This is a genomic window from Streptomyces amritsarensis, assembly GCF_001953875.1.
GTDB classification, from domain to species: domain Bacteria; phylum Actinomycetota; class Actinomycetes; order Streptomycetales; family Streptomycetaceae; genus Streptomyces; species Streptomyces amritsarensis.
On sequence record NZ_MQUR01000083.1, the window covers coordinates 17,700 to 34,828 of the forward strand.

Annotated in this window: 15 protein-coding genes; 2 read left to right on the forward strand and 13 right to left on the reverse strand. The window is 71.6% G+C overall.

The features are described 5' to 3' along the window. Window positions 1-59: 59 nt before the first annotated feature. The 5 genes from AVW11_RS27700 to AVW11_RS27720 all read right to left on the reverse strand — a co-directional run bounded on the left by AVW11_RS27700 (window position 60) and on the right by AVW11_RS27720 (window position 5,226). Window positions 60-965 (reverse strand): DUF2199 domain-containing protein, encoded by a 906-nt coding sequence (locus AVW11_RS27700; RefSeq protein ID WP_076046358.1) that lies wholly within the window; start codon window positions 963-965, stop codon window positions 60-62. A gap of 109 nt (window positions 966-1,074) precedes the next feature. Beyond that, the gene (locus AVW11_RS27705) at window positions 1,075-2,433 is read right to left on the reverse strand and encodes a replication-associated recombination protein A (protein ID WP_060178509.1); all 1,359 of its coding nucleotides are present in this window, start codon (window positions 2,431-2,433) and stop codon (window positions 1,075-1,077) included. Window positions 2,434-2,507: 74 nt separating this feature from the next. Beyond that, window positions 2,508-3,125, reverse strand: coding sequence for a vitamin K epoxide reductase family protein (locus AVW11_RS27710; RefSeq protein ID WP_060178510.1), 618 nt, complete (start codon window positions 3,123-3,125; stop codon window positions 2,508-2,510). A 117-nt stretch (window positions 3,126-3,242) separates the two neighbouring features. Continuing rightward, entirely contained in the window at window positions 3,243-4,505 is a 1,263-nt protein-coding gene (gene hisS / locus AVW11_RS27715) for a histidine--tRNA ligase (protein WP_076046359.1), read from the reverse strand. A gap of 10 nt (window positions 4,506-4,515) precedes the next feature. Further along, window positions 4,516-5,226, reverse strand: coding sequence for an MBL fold metallo-hydrolase (locus AVW11_RS27720; protein ID WP_030841613.1), 711 nt, complete (start codon window positions 5,224-5,226; stop codon window positions 4,516-4,518). Window positions 5,227-5,379: 153 nt separating this feature from the next. Between AVW11_RS27720 and AVW11_RS27725 the strand changes: the two genes are divergently transcribed. Both AVW11_RS27725 and AVW11_RS27730 read left to right on the forward strand, forming a co-directional pair. Beyond that, on the forward strand, window positions 5,380-6,165 hold the full coding sequence (locus AVW11_RS27725) for a peptidylprolyl isomerase (RefSeq protein ID WP_060178511.1): 786 nt from the start codon (window positions 5,380-5,382) through the stop codon (window positions 6,163-6,165). A 187-nt stretch (window positions 6,166-6,352) separates the two neighbouring features. Then, a complete protein-coding gene (locus AVW11_RS27730; RefSeq protein WP_030841619.1) occupies window positions 6,353-7,582 on the forward strand; it encodes a DUF349 domain-containing protein in 1,230 nt (409 codons plus the stop codon). Between the two features lie 83 nt (window positions 7,583-7,665). On the opposite strand, the gene AVW11_RS27735 is transcribed toward AVW11_RS27730, so the two are convergent. The 8 genes from AVW11_RS27735 to ruvC form a co-directional block, all read right to left on the reverse strand. After that, window positions 7,666-10,119, reverse strand: coding sequence for a RelA/SpoT family protein (locus tag AVW11_RS27735; protein WP_076046360.1), 2,454 nt, complete (start codon window positions 10,117-10,119; stop codon window positions 7,666-7,668). Between the two features lie 191 nt (window positions 10,120-10,310). Beyond that, window positions 10,311-10,865, reverse strand: a complete 555-nt coding sequence (locus AVW11_RS27740; RefSeq protein WP_030841625.1) for an adenine phosphoribosyltransferase — start codon at window positions 10,863-10,865, stop codon at window positions 10,311-10,313. Then, entirely contained in the window at window positions 10,862-11,920 is a 1,059-nt protein-coding gene (gene secF / locus AVW11_RS27745; protein ID WP_030841628.1) for a protein translocase subunit SecF, read from the reverse strand. The genes AVW11_RS27740 and secF overlap by 4 nt, the downstream gene beginning before the upstream one ends. Window positions 11,921-11,923: 3 nt before the next feature. Continuing rightward, window positions 11,924-13,699: a protein translocase subunit SecD gene (secD, locus tag AVW11_RS27750; RefSeq protein ID WP_060178513.1), complete on the reverse strand. Its 1,776-nt coding sequence runs from the start codon at window positions 13,697-13,699 to the stop codon at window positions 11,924-11,926. Between the two features lie 153 nt (window positions 13,700-13,852). Further along, window positions 13,853-14,296 carry a preprotein translocase subunit YajC gene (gene yajC / locus AVW11_RS27755; RefSeq protein WP_030841634.1) on the reverse strand — a complete coding sequence of 148 codons (444 nt, stop codon included), beginning with the start codon at window positions 14,294-14,296 and terminating at the stop codon, window positions 13,853-13,855. 165 nt (window positions 14,297-14,461) lie between these two features. After that, entirely contained in the window at window positions 14,462-15,535 is a 1,074-nt protein-coding gene (ruvB, locus tag AVW11_RS27760) for a Holliday junction branch migration DNA helicase RuvB (RefSeq protein WP_076046361.1), read from the reverse strand. A gap of 211 nt (window positions 15,536-15,746) precedes the next feature. Continuing rightward, window positions 15,747-16,370: a Holliday junction branch migration protein RuvA gene (gene ruvA / locus AVW11_RS27765; protein ID WP_030841640.1), complete on the reverse strand. Its 624-nt coding sequence runs from the start codon at window positions 16,368-16,370 to the stop codon at window positions 15,747-15,749. Continuing rightward, window positions 16,367-16,924: a crossover junction endodeoxyribonuclease RuvC gene (gene ruvC / locus AVW11_RS27770; protein WP_076046362.1), complete on the reverse strand. Its 558-nt coding sequence runs from the start codon at window positions 16,922-16,924 to the stop codon at window positions 16,367-16,369. Before ruvC ends, ruvA begins: the two co-directional genes overlap by 4 nt. Window positions 16,925-17,129 lie beyond the last annotated feature (205 nt).

Consider the following 17,129-nt stretch of genomic DNA (forward strand, 5'->3'; position numbering starts at 1 on the left):
TCTCCTGGAGCGCCCGCGGGGCCCGGCGGGGGCAGGCCGGGCGCACCGGGGCCGCCGACCTAGCGGGTGTTCACGGCGTGGTCGAGCGAGCGCCAGATCCGCTGGGCCCAGGCCAGGTCGGCGGGGTCCTCGTAGGAGCAGTGGAGCCCGGCGGCGATTCCGGGGGCGACGGCCATCCCGTAGAACTCGTGCCGCGGCCGGCCGCTGTCCTGCGGGGTCAGCCAGAACGCGTACCGCACTCCCCCGCCCAGCGGTTCCCGCACGCGCTGGGCGGGCCGGGTGTCCGGGGCGCCGGACAGCAGCGCCGTCAGGAAGTCCTCGGGGGCGCGGCCGGGGACGTCGTCCCGCATCAGGCTGACGGAGGCGCTGCGGTCCGGGGCGGTGAAGTGGTCCGCCCCGTCGGCGAAGGAGGCGCCGAGGCCGGCCGTGCGCAGGACCGACCAGCGGCCGCCGAGGTCGGTGCGCACGTCCACGGGCAGCGGCTGCGGGAAGCGGCTGAGGACGTGGTCGCGGTCCCAGGTCCGCGTCAGGACCCGGGAGGCCACCGGGTGGCGCACCTCGACGACGCAGGGCAGCTCCTCCGGGTCGGCGACCTTCGCGGTGACCGCGGCCCCGAGCAGGTCGTCGCCCCAGGGCTGGACCCGGTTGGCGAAGGTGCCCTCGACGGACAGGTCCGCGTATCCGGGCTGCTCCCACAGCTCGTGGGCGCGCCTCAGGGTGGCCTCGTCCACCTCCGTCCAGGCGCCGAGGACCAGCTCGGTGTCGCGGGTCAGGCGGACGGGCAGCAGGCAGCGGATGAAGCAGCCGACCCCGTCCACCCGGAGCAGGGCGCGCACGCCGAGCCGGTGCAGGGCCTCCTCGGGCGCCCCGAGTGCGGCGTCGGGCAGGTTGAAGCCGAAGTCGATGCGGCGCTCGTCGGCGAGCGCGTCGCCGCAGCAGGCGCAGGTGGGGAGGTGTGTCGTCACCCGGGCAGCCTAAGGGCTGTCCCTTGCGGATCCTGTCGGTGAGGCCCGCGTCGTGCGGTGCCATGGGTTCTCGGTGAGCAGCCGGGCGGCCCGGGGCCGGGAGGACGCCTCAGCCGCGCTCGGTGCCGCGCAGGCGCTCGCGGACCTTCTCCACCACGTCCGCGTAGCGGGCTTCGGCGCCGTAGCGGGTCGGCTCGTAGTACCGCTTCCCGTGGATCTCGTCCGGGGCGTACTGCTGGGCCGCGATGGCGCCCGGCACGTCGTGCGGGTACACGTATCCCACCGCGTGCCCCAGCTTGGCCGCGCCCTTGTAGTGCCCGTCCCGCAGGTGCGTGGGGACGGAGCCCGCCAGGCCCGCCCGTACGTCGGCCAGCGCGGCGCCGATGGCGGTCGTGGCGGTGTTCGACTTCGGGGCGAGGGCCAGGGCGATCGTGGCGTGCGAGAGGGTCAGCGCGGCCTCCGGGAAGCCGATCATCGCCACCGCCTGGGCCGCGGCCACCGCGATCGGCAGCGCCGTAGGGTCCGCCAGGCCGATGTCCTCGCTCGCGGAGATCATCAGGCGGCGTGCGATGAACCGGGGGTCCTCGCCGGCCTCGATCATCCGGGCGAGGTAGTGCAGCGCGGCGTCCACGTCGGAGCCGCGGATCGACTTGATGAGCGCGCTCGCCACGTCGTAGTGCTGGTCGCCGTCCCGGTCGTAGCGGACGGCCGCCCGGTCGACCGCCTCCTCCAGGGTCTGCAGGGTGATCTCGTCCTCGCCCTTGGCGATGGCCGAGCCGGCCCCCGCCTCCAGCGCGGTCAGCGCCCGGCGGGCGTCACCGCCGGCGATCCTCAGCAGGTGCGCCTCGGCGTCCTCGGGCAGGGTCACCGCCCCGGCCAGGCCCCGCTCCTCGTCAAGCGCGCGCCGCATCAGCGCGCTGAGGTCGTCGTCGGTCAGGGGTTCCAGCGTGAGCAGCAGCGATCGCGACAGCAGCGGGGAGATGATCGAGAAGTACGGGTTCTCCGTGGTGGCCGCGATCAGCGTCACCCAGCGGTTCTCCACGGCCGGCAGCAGGGAGTCCTGCTGGGCCTTGCTGAAGCGGTGGATCTCGTCGAGGAAGAGGACGGTCTCCTTGCCGTAGCCCCCGGCCGCGCGCTTGGCGCCCTCGATGACGGCTCGTACCTCCTTGACGCCCGCGGTGATGGCGGAGAGCTCCACGAAGCGCTTCTGCGTGGCCTGGCTGACCACGTAGGCGAGGGTGGTCTTCCCGATGCCGGGCGGGCCCCAGAGGATCACCGAGGAGGCGCCGGCCGGGCCGCCGCTCCCTTCCCCGACCAGCCGGCGCAGCGGCGATCCGGGTTTCAGCAGGTGCTGCTGGCCGACGACCTCGTCCAGGGTGCGCGGGCGCATCCGGACGGCGAGCGGCGAGCTCGCCGGGTCCTTCTCCTGGCGCTCTTCGGCGGCGGCGGTGAACAGGTCTGGTTCCACACGGGAAGCCTAAGCGAGTCCACCGACAGAGCCGTCCGCCGCCGGTCCGCAGCCGGTCCGCGGCCGGTCGCCGGTCAGGAGGTCCAGAAATCCCACCAGCGGGTCAGGATCAGCATGCCGATGATGCCGATGTGCAGCGCCGGCAGCACCCAGGTGAACTCCTCGAAGAAGCTCCTGAGCCAGCCCGGCGCCGGCAGCAGGCCGGTGCGGACGTTGTACGAGGTGACGTACCAGAACATCAGGATCGTGGCGACCCAGGCCAGGGAGCACCACAGGCACAGCGCGTTGATGTTGTAGAGCGACTGGTAGGTGAGCCAGGCGCAGAAGACGACGCCGAAGAGGGTGCCGGCGTTGAAGGTCAGCCAGTACCAGCGGCGGAACCGGGCCCCGGCCAGGATGCTCATGCCGACGCAGATCACGATGCCGTAGGCGACGAGGCCGAGCATCGGGTTCGGGAAGCCGAAGACGGCCGCCTGGTCGCTCTTCATGATGTTGCCGCAGGAGACGACCGGGTTGAGGCTGCAGCCCGGCGTGAAGTTCGGGTCCTCCAGCAGCTTGAACTTGTCGATCGTGATCACCCAGGCGGCGAGCAGGCCCGCGGCCCCCGTGATCACCAGCAGCAGGGCCAGCGCCCGGCCGGCCCCGAAGGTCCTCGCCCCGGCGGTGTCCGCGTCCGTGCTTCGTGTCGTCATACCGCCCGCTCCACATCTGCAAGGTGATCAAGCACGGGCCATTGTGCCGTACGAGCCTGTGAACGGACGGGGCCGGGGAAAGATCCCCGGCCCCGTCCGGAAGCTTCACCTCCGCCGTCAGGCGAGGCGGCCCCTGACCGTGTCGATCAGCTCGCCGACGGGCACGGCCGTCTGGTCCCCGGACTCCATGTCCTTGAGCTGGACGACGCCCTCGGCGAGGTCGCGCTCGCCCGCGACCACGGCGAAGCGGGCACCGCTGCGGTTCGCGTCCTTCATGGCGCCCTTGAGGCCCTTGCCCCCGAACGAGAAGTCGGCCGCGACACCGGCCTTGCGGAGCTCGGTGACCTTGCCGAAGAGCACCCGGCGGGCCTCCTCGCCCAGCGCGACGGCGAACACCGACGTGGACGCCGGGATGTCGAGCTCGATGCCCTCGGCCTCCAGGGCCAGGACCGTACGGTCCACGCCGAGCGCCCAGCCCACCGACGGCAGCGCCGGCCCGCCGATCATCTCGGACAGGCCGTCGTAGCGGCCGCCGCCGCCCACCGCGGACTGCGAGCCCAGGCCGTCGTGGACGAACTCGAAGGTGGTGCGGGTGTAGTAGTCGAGCCCGCGCACCAGCTTCTCGTCGTCCTCGAAGGCGACCCCGGCCGCCGTGATCAGCGCCCGCACCTCCTCGTGGTACGCCTTGCACGCGTCGCACAGGTAGTCGCGCAGCACCGGCGCGCCGACGAGCTGCTTCTGTACGTCGGGCCGCTTGTCGTCGAGGACGCGCAGCGGGTTGATCTCGGCCCGGCGGACGGTCTCCTCGTCGAGGTCGAGGCCCCGCAGGAAGGACTGCAGCGCCTCCCGGTACACCGGGCGGCACTCCTTGTCGCCGAGCGAGTTCAGCAGGATCCGGAAGTTGCGCAGGCCGAGCGAGCGGTAGGCCTGGTCGGCCAGGATGATCAGCTCGGCGTCCAGCGCCGGGTCCTCGGCACCGATGGCCTCGGCGCCGACCTGCGAGAAGTGGCGGTAGCGGCCCTTCTGCGGGCGTTCGTAGCGGTAGTAGGACCCGGAGTACCACAGCTTGACCGGCAGGTTGCCCTGCTTGTGCAGGCTGGCCTCCAGGGCCGCGCGCAGCACGGAGGCGGTGCCCTCGGGGCGCAGGGCCAGCTGGTCGCCGCCCTTGGTCTCGAAGGCGTACATCTCCTTGGAGACGATGTCGGTGGACTCGCCGACGCCGCGGGCGAAGAGGCCGACGTCCTCGAAGCCGGGGGTCTCGATGTAGCCGTAGCCGGAGTTGCGCAGGGGCGCGGAGATGGCCTCGCGTACCGCCAGGTACTTCACGGAGACCGGCGGGATCAGGTCGTACGTGCCCTTGGGGGCCTTGAAAGTAGCCACGAAGCTTTCGTCACATTCCTCGTCGTGGAGCGGCGGTGCCGTCTCCGAGCCCGGCGGCGACCTCCCGCAGGTACGGGTTGGTCGCGCGCTCACGGCCGATGGTGGTCTGGGGACCGTGGCCGGACAGCACCACGGTCGAGTCGTCGAGCGGCAGGCACACGCGGGCCAGCGAATCGAGCATCTCGGCGTGGGAGCCGCCCGGCAGGTCGGTTCGTCCGATGGAGCCGGCGAAGAGCAGGTCGCCCGAGAAGAAGACCGGCGGGATGTCGGCCAGCTCGGGCATCCGGAAGGTCACCGACCCCCTGGTATGGCCCGGCGCGTGCGCCACGGAGAAGTCCATTCCGGCCAATTTCAGGGCGGCGCCGTCGGCCAGCTCGCGGACGTCGTCCGGCTCCCCCACGGTCAGCTCGCCCATGAGGGGCATGCCGATGGAGCGGCCGAGGGCCTTCTCCGGGTCGCTCATCATGTAGCGGTCCTCGGGGTGGATCCAGGCCGGTACGTCGTGTGCTCCGCACACCGGGACCACCGAGGCCACATGATCGATGTGGCCGTGGGTCAGGACGACCGCGACGGGCTTGAGCCGGTGCTTCCTCAGCGTCTCCTCGACACCCTGGGCGGCCTGGTGGCCCGGGTCGATGATGACGCACTCCTCGCCGGCGGCGGGGGCGACCACGTAGCAGTTGGTGCCCCAAGCGCCTGCGGGGAACCCGGCAATCAGCACGTTCGTCCTCAATCGTCGTCCGGCGGGAGGATGCAGGTCGCAATCCTGCTGCTCAGAGCCTACCGGCGCCGCTCGTTACACAGCGAACCCATATACGGTACGGCCTATCCGAGCCCGGACAGCAGTATCAGACACGTACAAGGAGACGACCCGGTGGTCACGAGCGATCAGCGGCGGCGACAGCTCGCCAGGGAGAAGTACGAGCGCCAGCAGAAGCGCCGCGCCGAGGCCCGGAAGAAGAGCCGTCAGCGGGCGGCGGTGATCGGCGCGGCGGTGGCGGTGGTGATCGCGACGCTGGTCGGCCTGGTCGTGGGCGGCGTCTTCGACTCGGACAAGGACCCCAAGGACACGGCGGCGGACCCGTCGGCGTCGGCGACGCCGCCGGAGCCGAAGCAGTCGCCCTCGCCGGAGATGGCGATCGACCAGAAGGGGAAGTACACCTTCGCGCTGAAGACCAGCGCCGGCGACATCAACTTCGCCATGGACGCGGCGAAGACCCCGCAGACCGTCAACTCGTTCAAGTCGCTCGCCGACAAGGGCTACTTCGACAACACCAAGTGCCACCGGCTGACGGCCGGCGGGATCTTCGTGCTCCAGTGCGGCGACCCCGAGGGCACCGGCCGCGGCGGCCCGGGTTACACCATCCCGGACGAGAACCTGGACGCGCTGGGCAAGGCGAACGAGCAGGGCCAGGTGATCTACCCGGCCGGCACGGTGGCGATGGCCAACACCGGCCAGCCCGGCTCGGGCGGCAGCCAGTTCTTCCTGGTCTACAAGGACAGCCCGCTGACGCCGACCTACACGCCGTTCGGCAAGATCGACGCTGCCGGCCTGAAGGTCCTCGAGGAGATCGCCAAGACCGGCACGGCCGACGGCGGCCAGGACGGTGCGCCGAAGAACGAGGTCAAGATCCAGAAGGGCACGGTCACCCAGAACTGACGGGTGGCGCGGCCCCGGGCCGGCCGGCCCGCTCCCGTACGCCGATATTGCGTCGTGCGGGATGCGGACAGCCGGCCCGGCGGTCGCCTATGTTGGCGTTGTGCAGGGCGGGCGCTGCCCGCCCCAGGAAACTGTGGACGATGCCCAGGGGGTGAACCCCTCGCAGGCATCAGGTGGAGGAGGCGCTGTGAGCAGCGACCCGTGGGGCCGAGTCGACGAGACGGGCACCGTGTACGTGCGTACTTCCGATGGCGAGAAGGTCGTCGGTTCGTGGCAGGCGGGCACCCCCGAGGAGGCCCTGGCCTACTTCGAGCGCAAGTACGAGGGCCTGGTGGTCGAGATCGGCCTCCTCGAAAAGCGGGTGCGGACCACTGATCTGTCCGCCAAGGATGCCCAGACGGCCATCGACCACCTGCGTACGCAGGTCGACGAGCACCACGCCGTGGGCGACCTGGACGCCCTGCGCGTGCGGCTGGACAAGCTGGTCGAGACCGTGGAGTCCCGGCGCGAGGAGCGCAAGGCCGCCAAGGCCAAGCAGGCGGACGAGGCCCGCGCGGCCAAGGACGCGCTGGTGGCCGAGGCCGAGCAGCTGGCGCAGAGCGACCAGTGGCGCAGTGCCGGTGAGCGGCTGCGCGCGCTGGTGGACATCTGGAAGGGCCTGCCGCGCCTGGACCGCAAGTCGGACGACGAGCTGTGGCACCGGTTCTCGCACGCCCGTTCCGCCTTCTCCAAGCGCCGCAAGGCGCACTTCGCCTCGCTGGACGCGCAGCGCGAGGACGCCCGCAAGGTCAAGGAGAAGCTGGTCTCGGAGGCCGAGTCGCTGTCGAAGTCGACCGACTGGGGTCCGACGGCCGCCCGCTACCGCGAGCTGATGGCGGACTGGAAGGCGGCGGGCCGGGCGCAGCGCGAGGCCGAGGACGACCTGTGGAACCGTTTCCGCGGTGCGCAGGACGTGTTCTTCGCGGCCCGCAGCGAGGTGTTCGCGGAGCGTGACGCCGAGCAGATCGAGAACCTGAAGCTCAAGGAGGAGCTGGCCGACGAGGCCGAGAAGCTCGTCCCCGTGACGGACCTGAAGGCGGCCCGCGCCGCGTTCCGCTCCCTCAACGAGCGCTGGGAGGGCATCGGCCACGTGCCGCGCGACGCCCGGCCGAAGGTCGAGGGCCGGATGCACGCGGTGGAGCGGGCGATCCAGGAGGCCGAGGAGGGCGAGTGGCGCCGTACGAACCCGGAGGCGCGGGCCCGTGCGGCCGGCCTGACGGGTCAGCTCCAGGCGGCGGTCGACAAGCTGCGCGAGCAGATCGACGCGGCGCGCGCCGCGGGCAACAACGCCAAGGCCGACAAGCTCTCGCGTGAGCTGGAGGGCCGCCAGGCCCTGCTGGACCAGGCGCTGAAGGGCCTGGAGGAGTTCGGCGGCTGACCCGGGGCCTGCGGTACGACGAGGGCCCGGGTACGGATCTTTTCCGTACCCGGGCCCTCGCTCTGTCTTCTTCCCCGGCCCCGCTACGGCCGGCGGGCCGAGGTGACGCGGTAGACGTCGTAGACGCCCTCCACGCCCCGGACGGCCTTCAGGACGTGCCCCAGGTGCTTGGGGTCGCCCATCTCGAAGGTGAAGCGCGAGGTGGCCACCCGGTCGCGGGATGTCTGGACGGCCGCCGACAGGATGTTGACGTGCTGGTCGGAGAGGACCCGCGTGACGTCCGACAGCAGTCGGGACCGGTCCAGCGCCTCGACCTGGATGGCGACCAGGAAGACCGAGGACTGGGTGGGGGCCCACTCGACCTCCAGCATCCGCTCGGGCTGCTGGGAGAGGGAGTCGACGTTGACGCAGTCCGCGCGGTGAACCGATACGCCACTGCCGCGCGTGACGAACCCGATGATCGGGTCGCCCGGCACCGGGGTGCAGCAGCGGGCCAGCTTGACCCACACGTCGTCGACGCCCTTGACCACGACGCCCGGGTCGGCGTTGCTGCGCCGCTTGCTGCGGGCCCGCGCGGGCGGGATCGATTCCTCGATGTCCTCGTTGGCCGCCTCCTCGCCGCCGAGGGCCGCCACCAGCTTCTGCACGACGCCCTGCGCGGCCACGTGGCCCTCGCCGATGGCCGCGTACAGGGAGGAGATGTCCGGGTAGCGCATCTCGTGCGCGAGGGTCACGAGCGAGTCGCCGGTCAGGATGCGCTGGATCGGCAGGTTCTGCTTGCGCATGGCCCGCGCGATGGCGTCCTTGCCGTGCTCGATGGCCTCGTCACGGCGTTCCTTGGAGAACCATCCGCGGATCTTGTTCCGGGCGCGCGGGGACTTCACGAAGCCCAGCCAGTCCCGGGACGGTCCGGCGCCCTCGGCCTTGGAGGTGAAGACCTCGACGAGGTCGCCGTTGTCGAGGGTCGACTCCAGCGGGACCAGACGGCCGTTGACCCGGGCGCCTATCGTGCGGTGGCCGACCTCGGTGTGGACGGCGTACGCGAAGTCCACCGGGGTGGCCCCGGCGGGCAGCGCTATCACGTCGCCCTTGGGGGTGAAGACGAAGACCTCGTTGCGCGAGAGGTCGAAGCGCAGCGAGTCGAGGAACTCGCCCGGGTCCTCGGTCTCCTTCTGCCAGTCCAGCAGCTGGCGCAGCCAGGCCATGTCGTTGACGGTGTCCTGGCCGGCGCTGCCCTTGGCGGCCTGCGGGACGTCGGTGCGGACCTTGGAGGTGCCGGCGACGGTCTGCTGCTTGTACTTCCAGTGCGCGGCGATGCCGTATTCGGCGCGGCGGTGCATGTCGAAGGTGCGGATCTGCAGTTCGACGGGCTTGCCGCTGGGTCCGATGACCGTCGTGTGGAGCGACTGGTACATGTTGAACTTGGGCATCGCGATGTAGTCCTTGAACCGGCCCGGGACCGGGTTCCACCGCGCGTGCACCGTGCCGAGGGCCGCGTAGCAGTCCCGGACGGTGTCGACGAGGACGCGGATGCCCACCAGGTCGTAGATCTCCGCGAAGTCCCGGCCGCGGACGATCATCTTCTGGTAGACGCTGTAGTAGTGCTTCGGGCGGCCCGTCACGGTGGCCTTGATCCGGGCGGCTCTGAGGTCCACCTGGACCTCGTCCGTGACGAGGGCGAGGTACTCGTCGCGCTTGGGCGCCCGCTCGGCGACCAGGCGCACGATCTCGTCGTACATCTTGGGGTAGAGGATCGCGAAGGAGAGGTCCTCCAGCTCCCACTTGATCGTGTTCATGCCCAGCCGGTGCGCCAGCGGGGCGTAGATCTCAAGGGTCTCGCGGGCCTTCTTCTCCTGCTTCTCCCGCTTGAGGTAGCGCATGGTGCGCATGTTGTGCAGCCGGTCGGCCAGCTTGATGACCAGGACGCGCGGGTCCTTCGCCATCGCCACGACCATCTTGCGGACGGTCTCGGCCTGGGCCGCCTCGCCGAACTTCACCCGGTCGAGCTTGGTGACGCCGTCGACGAGCAGGGCCACGGCGTCGCCGAAGTCGCGGCGCAGGTCCTCCAGGCCGTACTCGGTGTCCTCGACGGTGTCGTGCAGGAGACCGGCCATGAGGGTGGCCGGGTCCATGCCGAGCTCGGCGAGGATGGTCGTGACCGCGAGCGGGTGGGTGATGTACGGGTCGCCGCTCTTGCGCTTCTGGCCGCGGTGCCAGCGCTCGGCCACCTGGTAGGCCTGCTCCAGCTGGCGCAGTGTCGACGTCTCGATCTTCGGGTCGTTGCTGCGGACTATGCGCAGCAGCGGCTCCAGCACCGGGTTGTACGGATTCGAACGCTGAACGCCGAGGCGGGCCAGGCGGGCGCGCACCCGGTTGGAGGACGCGGCCGACTTCGCCGGCGCGGGCTTGGCCGACGCCGGCTTGGCCGGGGCGGGCTTGACCGGCGGGGCCGGCGGGGGCGTGGCGGCGGCCGCCGGGGCCCGCTCGGCCTGCGGGTCGGGCTGCGCGGCGGAGATTGGCTGGACCTCGTCTGGCAAGAGCGCTCCTCACGGGGGCCCCCAGACGGAGTCCGGGGGAGGATCCGGTGCCCGTGTCCGGTCCGGATAACCCATCGTAGCGAGGGTTCGGTCACCCCGTTCGCCGAGCCTGCCGCTACGGCCCGGGCACGCGAACGGCGGGCACCCGGAGGATTCCGGATGCCCGCCGCCCCGTACGCCGGTGGGCGCGGTCAGACCACGATCAGCGCGTCCAGCGGGGCCCCCGCCAGGGACCCGGCCAGCTTGGCCCGGCCCGGCAGGAACGACAGCTCCATCAGGACCGCCACGCCGGCGACCTCGGCCCCGGCCCGCCGGATCAGCGAGAGGGAGGCCTCCGCCGTACCGCCGGTGGCCAGGACGTCGTCGATGACCATGACCCGGTCACCGGCCGCCAGGTCCTCGGCGTGGACCTCGATCTCCGCCGTGCCGTACTCCAGCTCGTAGGACTGTGCGAGGGTCGCGCCCGGCAGCTTGCCGGCCTTGCGGACCGGCACGAAGCCGATCCCGGCCTGCACCGCCACCGGGGCCGCGAGGATGAAGCCGCGCGCCTCCAGTCCGACGATCTTCGTCGCGCCGTACCGCCCGGCCAGCTCCACGAGCGCGCCGGTCAGCGCGCCGAACGCCTCGGGGTCCGCCAGCAGCGGGGTGATGTCCTTGAACATCACGCCCGGCTTCGGGTAGTCCGCCACGTCCTTGATCCGCCGGAGCAGGAGGGCCCGTACGTCGTCCGACAGCTCTGCGGTCAACGTCGACGCCCCGGCTGCCGGCCCTGCGAGACGACCTGCGGCTCGCCGTCGGAAACCTCGGCCTCGTCCGGGGACTCGCCCTTGGCCGCCGCGGCCGCGCGCTTGGCGAGCACCCGCTTCTTCAGCGCCTTCATCGCCGGCTCGCGCTCCTTGAGGTCGACGACCAGCGGGGTCGCGATGAAGATCGAGGAGTACGCGCCGGCCGCGAGGCCGACGAACAGCGACAGGGAGATGTCGTTCAGCATGCCGGCGCCCAGGAAGCCGCCGCCGATGAACAGCAGGGCCGCGACCGGGAGCAGCGCCACGACCGTGGTGTTGATCGAGCGGACCAGCGTGCCGTTGATGCTGCGGTTGGCGATCTCGCTGAAGGTGTAGCGGGTCTGCTTGGTGATGTCCTTCGAGCCCTCCTTGAGACCGTCGAAGACGACGACGGTGTCGTAGAGGGAGTAGCCGAGGATGGTCAGCAGACCGATGACGGTGCCCGGGGTGACCTCGAAGCCGACGAGCGCGTACACGCCGACGGTGATGGTGAGGTCGTGGATCAGGGCGATCAGCGCGGCGACGGCCATGCGCCATTCGAAGGCGATGGCGAGGTAGATCACCACGAGGACCATGAAGACGCCGAGGCCGGTCCAGGCCTTGTTCGCGATCTGCTCGCCCCAGCTGGGGCCGACCAGGTCGGCGTTGATGTCGGCCTCGGTGACCTTGAGGTCGGTGGCCAGTACCTTCTTGACGTCGGTCGCGGCGTCGGTGTCCAGACCGGAGATCTGGATGCGCATGCCGCCGGTGCCGAGCTCCTGGACGATCGCGTCGTGGCCGGAGGCCTCCTCGGCGGCCTCCGTGACCTTGGCGACCGAGAGGCCCGTCTTCGGGGTCGTGAAGACGGCACCGCCCTTGAACTCGATGCCCATGTTGAGGCCCTGGACGGCCAGGGCGACGATCGCCGTGATGGTGATCAGGATGGAAACGCCGTACCAGAGAAAGCGCTTGCCGACGAAGTCGTAGCCGACCTCACCGCGGTACAGCTTGGCGCCGAGATCTCCCAGCTTCGACATCTCTCACGCCTCCTTTGCTTCGACGGGGGCGGGTGCGGCGGTACGCCGGGAGCTGCGCAGCGGGGGCTTGGCGCCCAGCCGCTTCGGGTCCAGCCCGGACCACGGGTGGCCGCTGGCGAAGAACTTCGTGCGCGCCAGCAGCGTCATGACGGGCTTGGTGAAGAGGAACACCACGACCACGTCGAGCAGGGTGGTCAGACCCAGGGTGAAGGCGAAGCCCTGCACCTTGCCGACGGTGACGATGAACAGCACCGCGGCGGCGAGGAACGACACGAAGTCCGAGACCAGGATCGTGCGGCGGGCACGCGGCCAGGCACGCTCGACGGCCGGGCGCAGGGTGCGGCCCTCGCGGATCTCGTCGCGGATGCGCTCGAAGTACACGATGAACGAGTCCGCGGTGATACCGATGGCGACGATCGCACCGCAGACGGCCGGCAGGTTCAGCGCGAAGCCGATGCCCTTCCCGAGCAGCGCCATGATCGTGTAGGTCAGGATCGCGGAGACCAGGAGGCTGACGATCGCGATGAAGGCCAGGCCGCGGTAGTAGACCAGCAGGTAGACGACCACGAGGAGGAGGCCGATCGCACCGGCGATCAGGCCGGCGCGCAGCTGCTCGCCGCCGAGCGCGGCGGTGACGGTGGTGACGCTGTCCTCCTGGAAGGACAGCGGCAGGGCGCCGTACGACAGCATGTTGCCCAGGTCCTGCGCGGACTGCTGGTTGAAGCCACCGGAGATCTGTGCGTTGCCGCCGGTGATCGCGGTGCTGACGGACGGGTCGGAGATGACGTCGCCGTCGAGGACGATCGCGAACTGGTTCTGCGGCATCTGCTTGGCCGCCAGCTCGCCGGTGACCTTCGCGAAGGCGTCGGCGCCGTGGTCGTTGAAGTTCATCGTGACGATCCACTGACCCGACTGCGGGTCGATCTCGCCCTTGGCGCTCTTGACGTCCTTGCCCTCGACCGCGGCCGGGCCCAGGATCCACTTGCCCCACTGCTCGCCGCGCTGGCCGCAGGCGAGCGTCGGGTCGGTGGGCTTGACGCCCTTGCCGACGGCCGCGCGCTGCTCCTCGTTCGTGCAGTCGAGCGCGGCGAACTTGGCCTGGAGGTCCGCGGCGGCCGGGTCGGGCGCGGGGGCGCTCGCGGACGGCGACGGGGCCGCCTTGTCGTCTGCCTTCTTCGACTCGCTCGCCGACGGCGTGGGAGTGGGCGCGTTCGGGGCCTTGAGGCCCTCGCTGAGCGCGCGGCCCTGGGAAGTGGCGCTGGACGACGGGGTGGCGGACGGGCTGGTCTTCCCGTCCTGGGCCTTGGGGGCGCCGGAGCCGCTCGCGGAGGGGCTCGGGCTCTGGGTGCCCTCGGGAGCGGCGGGGGCGCCGTCCGCGAACGCGATGACCGGGCGGAAGTAGAGCTGGGCGGTGGTGCCGACCTGCTCGCGCGCCTGCTTCTCGTTCATCCCCTTGGGGATGTTCACGATGATGTGGTCGCGGCCCTGCGTCTGGACCTCGGCTTCGGAGACGCCGAGTCCGTTGACGCGGCGCTCGATGATGCCGACCGCCGTGTTCATGTTGGTCTCGTTGACGGCGTTCTCTTTGCCGGGCTCGCTCTTGGCCTTGAGCGTGATGCTCGTGCCGCCGGCGAGGTCGATGCCCAGCCGGGGAGTCGTCTGCTTGGAGATGAACATCCCCGCGGTGAGCGCCACCATCGCGATCAGGATGATCGCCAGGGCGCGCCCCGGCCTCCCCTGAGCCCCCGTGGGCCGCCGGCCCTTCTTCGGTGCTGCCACCTTGTCGTTTCTCCCTGTCCAACCGCCCCGCGCCGGGTCAGCGCGCGGACGGCCACGAAATGTGTGGTGGGGACCCCTGCCCCCCGCAGAAGTGTCACTGACGGGGACCGCGCCGACCGCCGGTCCGGCGCCCGCGCGGTCCCCGGCCGCGCGCTACTTCGCGCCGGCCTCGCCGTCGGTCTTGCCGTCCTCGGGCTTGTCGTCGCCCTTGGGCTCGTCCTTCTTGCCCAGGTCGAGCTTCGGCGCCGCGTCCTCGTCCTTGATGAGGGAGGAGGCGTCGTCCGGCACGACGGGCGTGTCGGTCGTCACGTCGTCGATGCCGTGGACGATGCGGTTGTACTCCGCGTCCTCCAGTACGGCGCCGATGGCGTTCTTCGCGTAGATCGCGTGGACGCCGGGAGCCACCTCGAGGGTGACCGTGTCGTCACCGATTTCCTTCACCGTGGCGTACATGCCGCCGATGGTGCGGACCCCGGTGCCGGGCGTCATCTGGTCGCGCATCTGCGCGGCCTGCTGCTGCTTCTTCTTCGCGGAGCGGGTCATCAGGAACATCGCCCCGATGAGCACGATGAACGGGAGGAGTGTCACGAGATTCACGGGACGGAAATCCTTCGCACGACCGCACGCGGACGGCGGCCTTTTCTACGGGGGTGGGCACACCGACCCGAAGGGTCGGCATCGGCGGAGTCTAGGCGAGTCCGCACCGATGGAACAACGCCCAGCATGGCACCGGCGTTCCCGACCGGGCGAACCTCCGCGCCGTCAGGGCCCGAACAAGCCCTGTTGCCCCGTTGATCCGCTTGCGCCGGCCTGCGGTGCGACAAGGCCCAGGTGAGCCCATGCGGCGGGGGTCGCGACCCGTCCCCTGGGGGTGCGCGCGAGCAGGCCCTCGCGGACCAGGAAGGGCTCCGCGACCTCCTCGACGGTCTCCCGCTCCTCCCCCACCGCCACGGCGAGGGTGGACAGGCCCACGGGTCCGCCGCCGAACAGCTTCAGGAGTGCCTCCAGAACGGCTCGATCCAGCCGGTCCAGCCCGCGGGCGTCCACCTCGTACACCTGGAGGGCGGTGGCGGCCACCTCCCGGTTGATCACCCCGTCGGCCCGGACCTGGGCGTAGTCGCGTACGCGGCGCAGCAGGCGGTTGGCGATGCGCGGGGTGCCGCGGGAGCGGCCGGCGATCTCGGCCGCGCCGGCGGTGTCGATCTCGACGTCGAGGAGGCGGGCGGAGCGGTGGATGACGCGCTCCAGCTCCTCGGGGGCGTAGAACTCCATGTGGCCGGTGAAGCCGAAACGGTCCCGCAGCGGCGGGGGCAGCAGTCCGGCCCGGGTGGTGGCGCCGACCAGGGTGAAGGGCGGCAGCTCCAGCGGGATGGCGGTGGCCCCGGGCCCCTTGCCGACGATCACGTCGACGCGGAAGTCCTCCATGGCCATGTAGAGCATCTCCTCGGCGGGCCGGGACATGCGGTGGATCTCGTCGAGGAAGAGGACCTCGCCCTCCTGGAGGGAGGAGAGGATCGCGGCGAGGTCGCCGGCGTGCTGGATGGCGGGGCCGGAGGTGATCCGGATGGGTGCCGCCATCTCGGCAGCGATGATCATGGAGAGGGTGGTCTTGCCGAGTCCGGGCGCGCCGGACAGCAGGACGTGGTCCGCCGTGGCCCCGCGCTGTTTGGCCGCCTTCAGGACCAGGTCCAGCTGCTGGCGGACCTTCTCCTGGCCGACGAACTCCCCGAGGTCCTTGGGCCGCAGGGCCGCCTCGACCGCGGTGTCCTCACCGTCGGCTGCCGCCCCTACCAGCCGGTCCGGCTCGGTGGCGTCGGTTTCGTCGTCCCAGTTCACGGTGTCAGTCTGCCTTCTGCGTCTGTGCGGTGGTCTGTGCGGGGGCCGGGGCTGCGCGTGGGCCGCTGCGCGGCCGTTCCAGCCGGCGCGGGGTCCGGGTCCGGGCGCACGGGCTGCGAAGCGTCCGGAACGGCTCCGGGCGGGAGCCCGGGGAACGGGGCGGCGCGGCGCGGGGAGGTGCGGGCAGCGGCCCGCGCGGCGCCCGGCCCGGTCAGCGGGCGCGGTTCAGCGACTGCAGGGCCGCCCGCAGCAGCTGGGGCACGGGGGCCGAGCCGCCTGCGGCGATGGCGGCCTCCGCCTGCGGGGTCACCGTCACCACCGCCTCCTCCGCCTCCCGGGACGCGTAACCGAGGCCGATCAGGGCGGCCGTGAGCTGCTCGGTCCAGGGGGCGGGCGCCGACGCGACCGCACGCTGGGCGCCGACGACCGCGGTGGGGGCGCCCAGCTTGCCCTTGAGCTCCAGCAGCAGCTTCTGCGCGCCCTTCGGTCCGATGCCCGGCACCGCCGTCAGCGCCTTCGCGTCGCCGGAGGCGAAGGCCGCCCGCAGGGCGTCCGGGCTGTGCACGCCGAGCATCGCCTGCGCCACCCGCGGTCCGACCCCGCTCGCGGTCTGCAGGAGCTCGAACACCTGGCGCTCGTCGTCGTCGGCGAAGCCGTACAGGGTCAGCGAGTCCTCCCGGACGACCAGGGAGGTCGCCAGCCTGGCCTGCTCCCCGATCCGCAGGCCGGCGATGGTGTTCGGCGTGCAGTGCACGGCCATGCCCACCCCCCCGACCTCGATCACCGCGAGGGTGGGGGTGAGCGCGGCGACCTCGCCGTTGACGAAGGCGATCATCGGGTACGGCCTTTCGGGGCGTGCTGGGCGTGCTGGGCGTGTTGGGCGTGCTGGGCGACCGCCTGCTGGAGGCGGTTCTGGGCGGGGGCCCGCCAGATGTGGCAGATGGCGAGGGCGAGGGCGTCGGCCGCGTCGGCGGGCCTGGGCGGCTCCGCCAGCCGCAGCAGCCGGGTGACCATCGCGCCGACCTGGGCCTTGTCGGCCCGGCCGCTGCCGGTGACGGCGGCCTTGACCTCGCTGGGGGTGTGGAGGGCGACCGGTATGCCGCGGCGGGCGGCGCAGAGCATCGCGACCGCGCTCGCCTGGGCGGTGCCCATCACGGTGCTGACGTTGTGCTGGCTGAAGACCCGCTCCACGGCGACGACTTCGGGCCGGTGCGTGTCGAGCCATTCCTCGATGCCCTGCTCCACGGCGACGAGCCGGTGGCCCAACTCCGCGTGGGCGGGCGTGCGGACGACTCCCACGCCGAGCATGGTGAGGGGGCGTCCGGCGACGCCTTCGACGACGCCGACCCCGCATCGGGTCAGCCCCGGGTCCACGCCCAGTACGCGCACCGCGCCCCCTTCTGCGGCTGAACCGCCGCCGCGCCCGCGGAGGTGGCCGAGCACCGTCGTGGCTGCTCCCTTGATGGTTGCGCTCCGATGACGGGCACACACCTGGTTGACGCCGTCAGGCTATCCGCCCGCACTGACAATGCGACGGCGGGCCGACAGGGTGTGTCCTGTCGGCCCGCCGGATCCGCTCCGCCCGCACCGGGCG